General features: G+C 35.5%; 12 protein-coding genes and 2 pseudogenes. 7 read left to right on the top strand and 7 right to left on the bottom strand.

Features of this window, described 5'->3' with window-relative positions; translation table 11 throughout:
• Positions 1–14: 14 nt before the first annotated feature.
• From NST21_RS12380 to NST21_RS12365, 4 genes and pseudogenes are all read right to left on the bottom strand, one after another.
• Positions 15–973 (bottom strand): annotated as a pseudogene (locus NST21_RS12380) (TIGR03571 family LLM class oxidoreductase).
• 93 nt (positions 974–1,066) lie between these two features.
• Positions 1,067–1,210: pseudogene (locus tag NST21_RS12375) on the bottom strand (LLM class flavin-dependent oxidoreductase); the annotation flags it as partial.
• A 354-nt stretch (positions 1,211–1,564) separates the two neighbouring features.
• Entirely contained in the window at positions 1,565–1,873 is a 309-nt protein-coding gene (locus NST21_RS12370) for an ArsR/SmtB family transcription factor (protein ID WP_057219135.1), read from the bottom strand.
• Between the two features lie 739 nt (positions 1,874–2,612).
• Complete coding sequence (locus NST21_RS12365; RefSeq protein ID WP_340889368.1) at positions 2,613–2,978, bottom strand: winged helix-turn-helix transcriptional regulator; 366 nt, start codon at positions 2,976–2,978, stop codon at positions 2,613–2,615.
• A gap of 208 nt (positions 2,979–3,186) precedes the next feature.
• Here NST21_RS12365 and hxlA point away from each other — a divergent pair, with 208 nt between their 5' ends.
• The 5 genes from hxlA (at position 3,187) to NST21_RS12340 (ending at position 8,691) form a co-directional block, all read left to right on the top strand.
• Entirely contained in the window at positions 3,187–3,819 is a 633-nt protein-coding gene (gene hxlA, locus NST21_RS12360; protein WP_056519751.1) for a 3-hexulose-6-phosphate synthase, read from the top strand.
• An 8-nt stretch (positions 3,820–3,827) separates the two neighbouring features.
• A complete protein-coding gene (gene hxlB, locus NST21_RS12355) occupies positions 3,828–4,385 on the top strand; it encodes a 6-phospho-3-hexuloisomerase (RefSeq protein WP_057219140.1) in 558 nt (185 codons plus the stop codon).
• 609 nt (positions 4,386–4,994) lie between these two features.
• Positions 4,995–6,482, top strand: coding sequence for a spore germination protein (locus NST21_RS12350; protein WP_340889365.1), 1,488 nt, complete (start codon positions 4,995–4,997; stop codon positions 6,480–6,482).
• Between the two features lie 4 nt (positions 6,483–6,486).
• Positions 6,487–7,599 carry a GerAB/ArcD/ProY family transporter gene (locus NST21_RS12345; RefSeq protein WP_340889361.1) on the top strand — a complete coding sequence of 371 codons (1,113 nt, stop codon included), beginning with the start codon at positions 6,487–6,489 and terminating at the stop codon, positions 7,597–7,599.
• Positions 7,600–7,602: 3 nt separating this feature from the next.
• Entirely contained in the window at positions 7,603–8,691 is a 1,089-nt protein-coding gene (locus NST21_RS12340; protein WP_340889360.1) for a Ger(x)C family spore germination protein, read from the top strand.
• Between the two features lie 557 nt (positions 8,692–9,248).
• On the opposite strand, the gene NST21_RS12335 is transcribed toward NST21_RS12340, so the two are convergent.
• Positions 9,249–9,575 (bottom strand): hypothetical protein, encoded by a 327-nt coding sequence (locus NST21_RS12335; RefSeq protein ID WP_340889359.1) that lies wholly within the window; start codon positions 9,573–9,575, stop codon positions 9,249–9,251.
• Positions 9,576–10,372: 797 nt separating this feature from the next.
• Between NST21_RS12335 and NST21_RS12330 the strand changes: the two genes are divergently transcribed.
• Together NST21_RS12330 and NST21_RS12325 are read left to right on the top strand one after the other, a co-directional pair.
• Entirely contained in the window at positions 10,373–10,564 is a 192-nt protein-coding gene (locus NST21_RS12330) for a hypothetical protein (RefSeq protein ID WP_340889357.1), read from the top strand.
• A 1,088-nt stretch (positions 10,565–11,652) separates the two neighbouring features.
• Positions 11,653–12,675, top strand: coding sequence for an NAD(P)H-dependent amine dehydrogenase family protein (locus NST21_RS12325; protein WP_340889356.1), 1,023 nt, complete (start codon positions 11,653–11,655; stop codon positions 12,673–12,675).
• Positions 12,676–13,083: 408 nt separating this feature from the next.
• On the opposite strand, the gene NST21_RS12320 is transcribed toward NST21_RS12325, so the two are convergent.
• Positions 13,084–13,383, bottom strand: coding sequence for a hypothetical protein (locus NST21_RS12320; protein ID WP_340889354.1), 300 nt, complete (start codon positions 13,381–13,383; stop codon positions 13,084–13,086).
• Between the two features lie 580 nt (positions 13,384–13,963).
• On the bottom strand, positions 13,964–14,719 hold the full coding sequence (locus NST21_RS12315; protein ID WP_340889352.1) for an IclR family transcriptional regulator: 756 nt from the start codon (positions 14,717–14,719) through the stop codon (positions 13,964–13,966).
• Positions 14,720–15,036: the final 317 nt, after the last annotated feature.

The following is a 15,036-nucleotide window of genomic DNA, read 5'->3' as shown; positions in this document are numbered from 1 at the left end:
TCCTTTTATACAATTTAATTTGTACCTTTATGGGTTGGAAAGTAGGGTAAAACAAATTCTCCAAGTTCCTGGATTACTTCCTCTGGAGGGCGCTTGGAAAAATACAGAACAAACGCCAAATGGTTGACACCAATCGCTTGAAATCGATGAAGTAGATCAACTAAACGGTTTCTTCCCACGGAATAGCCTAAGGGTATGGGGACAGGCATTTCATCGGGATTTTCCAATAAATTGATGAACAAGCTTTGAGAGAAGGGTTTAAAATCTCCTGGAGCATGCACTTCAGTTAAAGCACGATAATCCTGGATAAGCTGCGCCTGTTGAATAATGCTTCTTGGGTATTGAAGCCACCCATCCCCATTCCTGGCTATCCAATTGATAGACTGATTGCTAAATCCATTCACCATGGTCGGAATCGAAGATACAGGCTTTGGAATTAACCTCATATCTGTACCATCGATCAGCCCGGCGTGGCTGTGGATTGTCGGCTGATCCTCTTTTAACAGCCGGTCGAGAATTTCGAAATTTTCTTTAAATAACGGACCGCTTTCTTGCTTAGATATCCCTAAAGCTGTAAAGTCTTTTTCCCTGTCCCCTGATGCCACCCCCATAATCAATCGACCTGGAAACAATTGATCGATTGATGCAGCTTCCTTGGCTACCCTGACGGGGTGGCGCAAAGGAAGAACTACACTTCCTGTCACTAACGCAATGTGCTTCGTATAGGCAGCAAGATACGTCAAATAAATCCATAAATCGTACTTTTGGCCGTTATCATCAATATTCAAATTCTGTATCGTAATATCACGGAGCCATAATGAAGCAAAGCCATATTCCTCAATTTTACGGGCAAGCTCCAGCTGATTTTCCATAATCGGATTTTTAGACATCCTGGCAGTCGGGAGGATAAATCCGAGTGTCATTTTGTCCTCTGGTACATGCTGTTATAGGCACGATGATTTTGAAAACTCACTCTTGGTCCTCCTTAAAAGGTTATATTTTTAAGCCTATATACTTTTCAAACTGTTTAATGGTTTCCTCATTGCGTCGATAATAAGTCCATTGTCCGATTCGTTTCATTTCTACCAGGTGAACGTCCGACACCTGCCTCTATTCTTCCGGGAAAAAGTGATTGTAATTGAAATAGCTGGGTAGCCACCTTATATGCACTATACTGTGGAAGCAGGATTCCACCACTGCCAACCTTCAATTATGTTTTTCAAATTTGTTCATTTTAATTTTCTCCCTTTTCATCTCTTAGAATTTCAGTATATTATTAAACAACGGATTGTATTGGATCAATAGGAAACAAAAGCGAATACTTCATCCTTATTCTTATGGACACCATTTCTAAATTCGTCTAAATCTCTTCCTTACTATAATTAATAAATCAGCTCCTTAAATAAAGCTGAAATCATAGAAGCGTATATAATAAATTAACATATCGCGAATTAACGATTTATTTTAATAAAAAAATATATGGCCTAACACATTTACATATTCTGAAATCTCGATATATAGTAATTAATTAAAGTGAATTGCTTCAAGCAATTCACTTTAATCCTCAAATCTCTTTCGCAATGTAATTGCTTATTTCCTTAATAACTTCTTCATTACGCTTATAGTATGTCCACTTCCCCTTACGCGTTGCTTCGAGTAGCCCAGCCCGATGTAACATAGTAAGATATTGAGAAACCGTTGATTGTGTTACATTTAACTTATGATGCAGCTGTGATACGCATACACCCTCTTTCTCAAAGCTAACCCCTTCAGAAATAGGGAGGGTAAAATAGTTTTCAGGCTCTTTTAACCACTTCAAAATCTGCAAACGTTTTTCATTAGACAATGCTTTAAAGATTTCTATGATATCCATATGTTTATAATATCATTAATTCCCGATATGTCAATTTGAATTTTCCCCTATAAGGATATCAATCGATGTTAATACCTACTACCAAGCATGTTAGTTATCTAAATATAGTCAGAATACTATTTACGGACCCAATCAATCTGAACATAATTAGAGCCTCCTTATACAGCGTTTGTCATTGTCATCCGGATTATGCCAAAGCAGTCGTAGCAGTGAAAAATGCGGCAGATCAATAATCACTTTTTTGTTCAAATTTATTGATCTTCCACAATCGAGGCATTATCTACAGTATGGAAAAAAGCCCAATTTCTCAATTTAATGCTGAGAAATTGGGCTTTTTAATATTGGTATTTCCTTAACGTTGTAAATTCGCGTTTTGCTGGTGGTACCCCTGTAAGTACGCACTTTATAATTAAATAGTATCAGTAAAATTACATAGTGTAATAAATTATACCAATTACTGGGTCTTTGTATAATATTCCTAGAAACGAAAAGGTTTTCCCCTCTGAGTAGACACTCCTTCATTAAGCTAACCGTACACCACCATGGCTAGAGATTTGCACCAATGCCGGGTGCATGTGAAAAAGCCAAGGTCAGCGAATATACAAAAATCGCTAACCTAGGCTTTTAATAACCGATTATTAAATGTTGTGCTTTTCTCTACCTTAATTTGATACGTGACCAAATCAAGGTAAAGAAAAAGGAGAAAACATCTTTGAATAAGAAAGAAGGGAAAGTTTTTCTACTTGATATCCTCTTTACTTTCTACTTGGCCCCCAACGACATTCTCCATATAATTTTTACCCCAATTATACATCGAATCAAGAATCGGCATCAGGCTTTCTCCTTGTTCTGTCAGAGAGTATTCCACTTTGGGAGGTACAATTGGATAGACTTCGCGATGAACAATAAGATCTTCTTCCAGCTCTCGAAGCTGGTTAACGAGCATTCTTTGAGTGATGCCCGGCATAAGAGCCTTCAGTTCACCAAAACGCTTGGTCCCCTGCTTGCCTAGGTGCCATAAAACAAGCATCTTCCATTTCCCCCCAATAACAGAAAGGGTCAATTCCTTCTCACAATTGAATGTTTTATTCTGTAGCCTTGTCATTCAAATCACCTCCAAATATAAATCCTAAATCACATAGTATACTTTTTATCACTATGTAAAATTAAAGTGCGTACTTACAAAAATATTATACTTAGTATACGATACATTGTACAGTCGATATGAATTTCTTGCGGTGCAATGATTGAGTACCAGAGGAACATACTTACTGTGCAACAAACTAAAACATACTATTAGGAGTGAAGGATAAATGGAATTACAATTGGCACTGGATTTAGTAAACATTCAAGAAGGTATTGAATTGGTTAAACAAGTGGAGGAATATGTTGATATCGTAGAAATCGGTACACCTGTGGTTATTAATGAAGGGCTTAGGGCTGTTAAAGAAATGAAAGAAGCTTTCCCTTCTTTGAAAGTATTAGCTGACCTAAAAATTATGGATGCAGCCGGTTATGAAGTGATGAAGGCATCTGAAGCTGGCGCTGATATCATCACGATTCTTGGTGCAGCTGAAGATATGTCCATCAAAGGGGCTGTTGAAGAAGCTAAAAAACAAGGAAAAAAAATCCTTGTTGATATGATCGCTGTGAAAGATCTTGAAACTCGTGCTAAAGAAGTGGATGCATTTGGCGTCGACTACATCTGTGTGCACACTGGCTACGATCTTCAAGCTGTTGGAAAAAATTCTTTTGAGGACCTTCAAACCATTAAACGTGTTGTAAAAAATGCAAAAACTGCTGTAGCAGGCGGCATAAAATTAGATACACTTCCGGAAGTCATTAAAGCACAACCTGACCTTGTCATTGTTGGTGGAGGTATCACTGGACAAGCTGATATTAAAGGGACAGCTGCCCAAATACAAAAATTAGTGAAACAAGGCTAATATCCATCATGCATACTTCTCAATATTTAGCTGAAATCATAAAAGAGCTAAATCGTTCAGTAGACTTAATAGCTGACGAAGAAGCTGAAAAACTGGTTAATGGGATTCTTGAATCAAAGAAAGTTTTTGTAGCGGGTGCAGGAAGATCCGGGCTTATGGGTAAATCCTTTGCCATGCGAATGATGCACATGGGGATAGATGCGTATGTAATAGGTGAAACGGTCACCCCTACCTTCGAAAAAGACGACATTTTGATCATCGGAACCGGTTCAGGAGAAACAAAAAGTTTGGTTTCCATGGTTGAGAAAGCAAAAAGTATCGGTGGAACCATTGCGACTGCAACAATTTCCCCTGAATCCACCATTGGAAAATTGGCAGATATCGCAATAAAATTACCTGGTTCACCTAAAGATCAGTCAGAAGGTGATTATCAAACAATCCAACCAATGGGCTCTCTATTTGAGCAAACTCTCTTACTTTTTTACGATGGTGTCATTTTGAGGTTCATGGATAAAAAGGGATTGGATACCAATAAAATGTATGGCCGACACGCAAATCTCGAGTAAAGAAATGATAACTAAAAAGTAAGATATAAAAAGACCGCAAGTAATTCTTCTGAATTCTCCGCGGTCTTTTTTTTGTAAAAGGGTTGGCGTGGGCTATAATTCATATGCCTTATGCGAAATTTTAAATCGGAGACTATACATAGGTCACTGTCAAAATGTCATACACTTGTATGAAGATGTGATATACCTCCCGATCGCCTACAAACTTGATAACTCGATAAAGTTCCGTTTTCATCATATCATTGCTCACTTGTACCGATACTTAGCAATTCTCTTTTATAAAAAGTATATCCTCATTTGATTGCGTTTAATAACCCTTTGATTAAACCTTTAATTTTCATTGTTGGTGGAATTCAACATTTGTAGCGGATAATTTGTCATGTCGCCAATAATTCGACCGCGAGAAAAGTGTAAGTGAAAACTTCTTGCGTTCCTACATTTTATGGATAAAAGTAAATAACCACTAGTATTGATTCTGAAACACAAATTAGTCCTACTGAATAGTTTCGTGTTCGATGGAACATAATAGGTTTAGCCTTTAAAAATATTATACTTTCCCTTTTTTATAATCGCCGCGTGACTAATAAATGAATTTAGTGAGGGATTTATATGTTTTGGAAAAGGAATAAAAGGAAAAACGGTGCGTTTATGGAAATATCTCAAAAAACGACAGGTCAACAAGAAATTTCCATGGACCTATTAAAGCAGGTTTTAGCAAATTTGGATGATGCAGAAATCATTGAAAGACAAAATGCAAAAGATCAAAATGTCACATTCGTATACATAAGAACATTGATTGATGAGGAAAGAATGAATGAATCCATAATAGAACCTGTGATTCTCTGTACTCATGAGACAATCCTTGATTGTATGTCCACTACTAAAGTCTCTGAAATTTTCACCTTAGCAGAAGCACAAAAACAATTATTAAAAGGTTCCATTATTATTTATGACGTGATTGGAAACCAATGGTTGACTGCACCACTCAGGAATAACATAGGCCGTTCTATCGAAACGTCTGACACTGAAACGATATTATATGGAGCGAAAGACAGCTTTTGTGAGCAAATAGAAGTTAATATGACTTTAATTCGTAGGAGACTGCCATTAGCCGAATTAAAAGCAGAGAAGTTTAAAGTTGGCTCTTTAAGCGATACAACTGTTGTCCTTATGTATATGGAGGGGGTAATCAATCCTGAATTCGTTTCTGTTGCCAGGGAAAAAATCTCCAAGATTGATTTTGATTTATTTTTTGATTCGTCTCAAATTGCGGCTTTTATGGAAGATCATCAACATAGTATATTTCCTCAATTTCAACAAACGGACCGTCCAGATGTTTGTGCCTATTCTTTAGGTCTCGGTAAACTGATTATCTTGGTCGACAATACACCGTTTGTATTAGTTGGACCTGTTACATTTTTCCATCTTTTCCAATCACCTGAGGACTATATTAACCGCTGGCCAGTCGCGAGCTTTTTACGCACTATACGATATATCAGTTTTTTCTTATCTATTGCACTAATTCCCCTTTATGTAGCGTTAACTACTCATCACTATCATATGATTCCTTTGCAAATTCTTTTTGTACTAGTGGAATCAAGAAGTAAATTGCCATTCACTCCCTTCTGGGAAGCGCTGCTCATGCTTATCATTTTGGAAATTATCAAAGAAGCTAGCCTGCGAATGCCATCAAAATCCAGTCAAACACTAGGTGTAATTGCCGGAATAGTCATTGGCCAAGCTTCAGTAGAAGCAGGTTTAGCCAGTAAGGTATTGATTGTGCTGGTAGGTATTTCAACTATCGCTTCTTTTTTGGTCCCCAACTATTTAGTGACAAAAGCTAATACATTGATTCAGTTTGTTTTTCTTGTGCTTTCTTCATTTCTTGGGATAGTTGGGATCGTGCTGGGTATGATAGCAATTCTTGCCCACTTAAACGGACTTACGTCACTTAGACAACCTTATTTAGCACCGGTAGCTCCTTTCTACTGGGAGGATTGGATTGATCTTTTCATACGCGGACCGTTAACGAAGATGAAAACTAGGCCTGAGCATTTACATCCATTACAGAAATGGCGTTATGGTAAAAGGAGGTGAATTCGTGAATTTATTTTCTTTATATGATAAAACATCATCCTTCAGTGGCATTTATGTCTTTTTTTTGGTGAACCGGCTCCAAATGCTTTACTTTCTATTTATTATGCCAACAATACTAACCCACCCATATATGATTTGGGGAATTATCTTGGTAGGAATGCTTTCTCAACTCAATTTAATGGTGTTGTCAAAATGGGTATCTTCAGATTATGCTTCAAAAGGTTATCAAGGGTTTGTGCAGATTTTTGGGGAATCGTTGGTACGTTTATTTACATTTTTCGGTGTCATTCTTATGTTAGTGAAAGTAGTCGTCCTTACATTAGGTTACGTGGAAATTATCCATCAACTTGTGTTTCCATCGATGAATGCAAATTGGTTGGTTGTATTTATAATGGTGATCTGCTGTTATGTAGCATCACTAGGAATGAGTAACTCGATTCGTTTTGTAGTAATCGCCTTCCTATGTACGATATGGATGATTGTCTTATTTTATCCTTTTTTCTTTCCCGAGATTGCTTCACTACATGACCTATATCCACTAGTACCAACTGAATGGTCTAAGGAGTCTTGGAGGGGATTGTTGTTGATATGGTCGTCTTTTTCCGGACCTGAGTATATCGTCTGTTTAGTTCCCTGGCTAAAATCCAAAGAAAATTTGGTTCGATATTTCACTTATGCCAATACACTATCTGTACTGGAATATGTGCTTTTATTTATGGGCTCCTTATTCTTTTTTGGATCCGAATATTTAAGCAAAAGCAAATTTCCTGTGGCAACAATGGCTAAGTACTTACAGACACCTGTATTTGAGAGAATCGATATTATCATGATTTCTTTACAGGTTTTTAACTTAGTGTTTGCTGTGTCAATCTTTTTGTTATGTATCTATGGTGCCTATCGAATCATAAGGAAAAAATCACAAAACCAACCTACCAGAAAAGGGCTCCAATTTACTTGTTTGGTACTAATTGTAGGCCTCATTGCCACAAACAATTGGATCTGGCAGGAAGATCACCAAAACCTTTTACTTAATCTTCAAATATGGTGTGGGTCATTTACATACTTATTGGTCCCTTCATTGCTTTTCATATCAAGTAAAAGAAAGGGGCGCATGTAGAATATGACATCCTTTAAAAAGGCTATATTGCTGGTTATAGTGAGTAGCATCTTGTGGATTACTGGTTGTTCCCCATTTGTGGAAAATAACGAGATTGAAGAAATTGCACCAGTGATTTTCTGGTCATTAGATGACGCTGGAGAAGGGAAATTAAAAGCAAGCACAGTCGTGCCTCCCTTGGTTAAAGAAAAACAACGTCTTCTCACTATGGAAGTTGAGCTACTGAAACAAGGTGGGAAAACCTTTAATTTTAAATATTACCGTGAGTTGAAAACAGGACAACTTCGGATGTTACTAATTAATGAAGAACTTGCTAAAAAGGGAATGAAAACAATTATCGATACGGTATTTTCTGACCCCAACATATCTCAGCGTCTCTATCTCGTAATAGTAAGAGGAAACTTTGAAGAGTATATAAAAAATGAACTGCAAGATGATCAGGAAAATCCAGATTATTTCCTTTATCGTATGCTAAAACACTACGAGGAAAAACATCAAGGCGAGATGTCGATTGTAAACTTGCACCAATTTATGGAGAAACTATACGCCGTTTACTCTGACCCGATATTGCCAGTTTTTAAGGCAGAGAAAGATAGTTTCACTTATGAGGGGACAGCGATCTTTCAAGGCGACAAGCTAATTTCAACAGTTAGTCATATGGAAGATCAAATCTACCAGCTTATAGGAAATGACGGCTATTTAAAATATTTGCCAATGACAAACTTATCTACTGTTTTAGGTCAAGTACGATCAAATACGAATATGACATTAAATCAAGATTTATCAACATTGACCGTCAATGTAGAACTTACAGGTACGATAGATGAGTATCGTGGTACAAAGAATCTAAATGATCTAGCTGAAATAATGGTTTTGAAAACCGAGATTGAATCCTATTTGGAAACCAAAACAAAGGCATTTTTACAAAAGAATCAGGAGTGGAACGTTGATCCACTACAGATTGGAACTAAAACGTTCACGCCCTTCACTAAACCGATGAGTGAAGAAAAATGGTTTGAAAAATGGAGTAATATGAAAATCAATGTAAACTATCATCTCGAATTAGTGCCCTTAATTGATGTCCAAGATTAACTTTGTAAAGTAAGGTGCTACTATATAACAGTTGCACTTCTATATTTCCCCTAGTAAACCGTATGACGAGATTTGGAAGGCAACGAGGTTATCAAAAGACTAGGATAACCCTTTAAGTAAAGTAATTGTAATAAAATAAGACCTTATTCAGGTCTCAATTTGATTTAAGTACTCTCTAATTTAAAAAAACAGGAATGATCCCTTAACGATTCCAGCGATAATCGGTTTTCATGTCTCGCTAAATTCTCTAAGACGTCTTTCAATTAAGCCCCTCCATTTCTTTACGTCCATAATTGAAACCATGAAATATGATTGGAAAACTGTAGTATTTACTGTTATATTAAGTGGTTCTGTTGGATTAGAGAATGAAAATATTCTTATCATTAAATTATGGTTATGTACGGTCATTTTTAGAAACAGCTAGTTTACAACCCCCTTTATTAAAACTAAGAAATCAACCCTGGATTCGCCAAAAATAGGCCGAATCGAGAGTTGATTTTTGGGGCTAGATATTAAAAGTCCTTCCATGACTTACTTATCAAGTTCCATTTCTTTTTTCAACCGTCCCGTTCCACAAAACGTTCATTGATATAAGTACGGACAAACTGGTCCTTTTTCGATGTATTTTCTAAAAAAACCCACCCTCTTAAGGCGTTGATCCTCAGGCAAGTTGGACCATGCCAGGTTCGCCTCCTCTTCCGAGAACTTTCAATCTTTCTCTGAATCACCATCGCTTGAAAGCTTTGGTTCTTTCTTTCTTCTATAGATGGTGGTTTGGGCAAGCCGTTTAGTAATTGTTCATATTGGCTTTTCAACTCTTCGACTTTTGCGGTAGCCATTTCTACAAAATTTTTCTTTACTTCTTCTGTTATCTGTTTTTTCAAAGTCTCCGTATTGTCTACATATGGTGCAAGCTTCTCTTTTTAATGGTCTTAACTCAAATAAGTTTGAGAGATCATTTGAAATCGCTGATAAGGCCCGCTTTTCTTCCCTTCTATTCTTTATAAACATTGCAATTTTTAAATCTAATTCATCGTACACCTTTTCATTGGTTTCTAGAGTACGATTAATATAATGAAGTCGTTCATTCTCTAACCATTTATACCAACCGTTCAATGTATTAATATGTATATTTTGATTATTCAGATGAGTTTTTAAACATTTCTACAAAATCGCTATTTTTCCAAAAGGATTCTTCAGACATTTTGAACCCCCTAAATTGTTTTATTTGTCTTACTTTGCTATTAAAGGTCTTAAATAATGAACTATATGTAGAACACAATTTAAAGAAGCGAAACAAGGAGACACTCATCCTATCTCCAAATCAAAATTGGAAATAAATGAATCTAGAACTTCAATTTCATCTTCCAATAAACAGAAACAATATATTGAAGAGAGTATTAGATTATACAGGGAAGCCAGGGAATTGTTCGATAAAGGCGGGGAACTCAAAGTCGTATGTGATATTTTAGAAAAAGCTAACAGGTTCCACTATTCCTCTATTGTTCAAGAATTCAATGAAGATAATTTTAAACAATTTTATAGATTAAATGTACAGGGCTACAAAGAATCCAAAAAGCTAAAAATCCCATTAAAAGGTTTAGCAAGTGAGGACCTTACTACTATTTAACACGAATTAATATGGTATTCCCTCAATAATATTAAAGCTGACTACATTTTGATGGCGTTTCTAATCTTTCGTAACTATCAGTGGAAAGAGTTTGTGGAAGAGTTAATAGCTACTACAAAAGAAATCGGAAATGAAAACCTTGAAATGTACTATTTTGTAAAGAATGACCAAAAGAGCGGACTGACTTTAAACAGTATGAAGAAAGATTCTATTCACTATCCCAAGGTGCCAGAATTTTATTAACGAATTTCAATGCAATCGGAAGGAAAAGAAAAATCAGGAAACCAGATGAAATGTTGATGGTTAAGAACTCTGCTGGTTATAAGTCCAGCAGCAAGGCTTTATTCTAGAAGTACCTGAAGAATTAATTATAGAGTTTCCAGTAGAAAATTCTAAGCAAGTAATGTATGAAAAAAGGAAGATCGAAGCATTACTTTTACACTTGCAAAAATTAGTCCATGCTCAACGGGAATGGGCAGATATTCAAAAAGATTTAAAAAAGGCTGATGAATCTAGAAAAGAGGATTTAGTTGTTTTGATAAATGGGTTTTGGAGGAAGTTCAAAATGCCAAAAAGAATTCTTCTACACGAAGAATTTGAAGAAATTCAACCTTATTCCACATGCTGTTGGTTGTAAGTGTTCATTACACCAGGCAAACCGTCATCTTTTACCTGATTCAGAACTTAAAGCATACGGAATAATAAAATAATCGTGAGGATTTAAGGTATCATTTTTAGATACTTTTTTTAGATAGATTTTGTTATTTTCCTTGTAGATTATTAGCAAAAGGAAGATCGACCTAAAATTTGTCTTGTTATTTTCTTTGTTTCTTCTACTAACGCAATCCGTTAGTTTACAACATTAAATCAAGTTTTTTACTAAGCTAGCAAATACATGTTTTCTTATATTGTCTAATAAAAAAGGAAAGGCAATGTAATTCGATTCGAATCACATTGCCCTTTATACTGCTTTTAAAGGTTTCATTTATTTTGTAGCTTCCAAAGTTACTTTATATATTTTTACGGTGCACCCCATTTCCGTCAAACCTGATCCAGAATAAACACTAGGTTATTTTAAAAAAAGAGGCCCTACCAAAAGTAAAACCTTTGGTAGAGCCTCTTTTACATAAATTTATATTGATTATTCAATTTCAATTATAATACAAATAATTTTCCCGCTTTGAACAAATACGTTACTTGATAATTCCCCCTTTCTTTAAGTACTCCCTTCTATAACCAATATTTATAAGTATATAAAAATTTACTATTTTTATTATTTATCTTACCATGTTAGCATTTTTTTATACGATATTTGAAAGGATGAGAGATTATTGACTAAACAACATTCAAAATTTTCAGTATTCGGGCTCGGCCCTATTGGTATAGAAATTCTCCGCAGTGCATACCAAACTAATCCACACTCGATTATTGGTGTTATAGATATTGATCCTGAAAAGATTGGAAATGATATTGGGTTATTAATCAATGAAAAACAAACAGGACTAAAAGTAGTATCTAGTATACAGGAATTAAAAACGAACACAGATAATCCTGTCGCCCTTCATGCAACCGGTTCTAACTTACAACAAGTATGGCCACAAATCAAAGAACTTCTAGATCATGGTTTTTCAGTCGTTTCTACCTGCGAACAGCTTTCTTTCCCCTGGGACCGTTACCCTGAACTTGCCAAGGAAATAGATGATTACGCTAAGGCTAAAAGGCTTAGTGTCATTGGGACTGGCATTAATCCAGGATTCATCATGGATACATTGGTCATCTGTTTTTCAACAGTATTAACAGCGGTCAATAAAATAATTGTCAACCGTAGGGTAGATGTTTCAAAACGACGCATTCCCTTACAAAAAAAAGTCGGCATCGGTATGCCCAAAGAAGAATTTGAATCCTTAGCTGAACAGAATAAAATTGGGCATGTTGGGCTTGAAGAATCTATCAGATTAATCGCTTATGGTCTCAATTGGAACCTTACAAGTGTAAAAAATACAATTGAACCGACGATTGCTGGAGAAAATATTACCGTTCCACTTACTTCCTTAAAACCAGGAGATGTAAATGGCCTTCATCAAGTTTCCAAGGGCAAGACCTCAAATGGAAGGGAAATATGCTTGGATTTGACTATGTCTGTTGGAATTAATCAAGAAGATGAAATTATTATTGAAGGAAACGAAACGCAAAGATTGATCATTCCAAATGGTATTTTTGGAGATACTGCGACCGCTGCAATGGTTATCAATACCGCTAAGCAGATCGATGCTATTCGCAAACCAGGGTTACTTACCATGACTGACATTGGATTACCAAGGAATATATATCAATCCGAATTTGCACGTATTTAAATGCAGAAACAGCATCACTGGGACGAAGTGTAACCTGCTCTAATGGCTTTAAAAAAATAGACAACACAGAATATGTTCATTTCTTCAATAGTTTATTATATTTCCTTGACGTGTGCGAGAATTCTAGATTCGAAAATAGGATGATTCCCGTACACGTTTCGTTTCTTATTTGACAACTTTTTCTAATTCTTCCGAACACTGGTTTAGTTCATTTTATTTATTCCCTTACAGGAGTTAATATCGTATTTTAACAGTCTACTTGGACGGATTAAATTATAAAATAAAGTATTGTTTTATTTTTCTGAGGCATTCGCCGAATAAAAAAAATCAGCTTCTTCACAAGCAGATATTAATTCAACAAAAATGTTATGGAAGACGGTATCAAAACTAGCCCTATCAAGATATGAATTACTCACCAATACTTCTAAATTGTTTTCTACTTTTTCTAAAATGATTCAATGGTAATTCTACATTTGGTTGGACGAATAATCCCACAAGATTATTTCGATTGCCGCTTATTGCAAGTGCTAAAGCTTTTAACTCATTCTTTGAGATAGATTGTTTACCTGATTCCACTACAAAAGAATTTTCTATATCTTCATAAAAATAAAAAAGAGCATTGGATAAACTATCTCTTTTCTGATCATTCACAAAAGCTTTTGCCTTTTTATGTGTCACAAGAAACTCTTTACTAATATCGTTATCCAAGTTAATAAACTCGTACGATTTATTCATACTAATAATTGAAAACGGATAATGACAACTTACAAAGAAGGATTGATACTATTCTGAAAGATATACTTCTTTACCTCTCATTTAATCCCCCTTTATAAACATAAAATGCAAAAATAGATAATATAAACCTATCATAAGTGACTATGATACTGAAAAAGGTTGGAGAGCTCTATTTATATGCTTAGATGTTTTAACAACTCAATGATGATAAAACTGTTAGTAAAATGATAACAAAAACCCAAAAAACCACCATAATCGTAAATGATTAGAGTGGTTACACAAATTATTCCCTTAGTTGAGATGAAGCCTTCACTACCTTCAAGGAACCAAGTGGTAAAAGGTTCACCTAAGAAATAACAAAGAAAGGTCTGCTCATGGTTGTTTCCGTTCGGGAATGGCTTTCCATAGTCCTATCCCCCAACTTTTAGAAATTCCAAGTAAATCTTATGTAAGTCATAATAAATAAGGAAACAAAAATCAGACAGTATAGTACTGAATTGAATTGGCGGACATACAAAGTTTATTAATCTGCTACTTCTTTTTCGGTTTTAGTTTACGAAGTTTGAGAACCTAGTTTCAATGAAATTCGTCTGGCGGCATTCGTTACTTTTTCAATTAATTCCGGCAAGCGATCTTCTTGAAATCTTGCATCAATTCCAGCTACGCTTATACCTGCTACAATTTGATTTTTACCGTTAAGTATTGGTGCACTTACGGATTTTGTATAATCCTCTAATTCAGATGAAGTAATCGTATAACCTTTCATTCTTGCATCTTCCAAAGCATGACGGAGTATTTTTTTATCTGTTATCGTTCCAATAGCAATTGGTTTTAATTCTATATTTTCGAGATATGCTTCACATTCTTCTTCAGGCAAATAGGCGAGTATTATTCGAGAGTCACCTGCGTACAGTGGTGAACGCCTTCCGATTGAAGTATATAAACGAACAGGATGCAACGTATCTACCTTTTCAATATACATGGCTTCGTTAGTATCTCTCACAATTAGATTCACAGCTTCTTCAACATCATCTCGAAGTTCTTTCATAATGGGGTATGCGATTTTTCTTATATCTAAACGCTCCCCTACGAGTTGTCCAAACTGCAAGAATATAAGCCCAAGTGAATAATAACCATCATCATCTCTTGTTAAAAACCCCATTTCTTCTAATGATCCAATCATACGGTGCAGAGAGGTTTTTGGGAGGCCAGAAAGTTCCATCATTTCATTAAAAGTGAGCTTGGAATGATTCATGAAAAGGTTAAGAATCTGCATTGACTTTACAACTGTTTTATTTTGTGATTGCATACATGGCTCCTTTCATGATTTTAGTATTTTTATTAGTGCAGAAGATAGAAATTGTTGTTCACCTTTACTATCAATTTATTATAAAACAAAGCACAAAAGTTGTAATTGAATAAGACTGTTTTCGCATAGATTGTTATTTTGCATAAATGCTCTGAGCACATATTCATATTACCTTCGTAGCTGTTTTCTTCATAACTTTCAACTTTTGTTTGCTTGTATATTGGAAGCTTTCGCCATGGGTTATTAGCTTAACAGACCCCTTAAGAGGATCTTTAATGGGAATATTATCTTAATGCGTAAAGCTATCAGGAATTCCT

The sequence above is a fragment of the Peribacillus sp. FSL K6-1552 genome (assembly GCF_038005205.1).
Taxonomy (GTDB): Bacteria; Bacillota; Bacilli; order Bacillales; family DSM-1321; genus Peribacillus; species Peribacillus butanolivorans.
The sequence above is the reverse complement of the archived record's forward strand: the minus strand, read 5'-3'. Positions and strand labels throughout refer to the sequence as shown.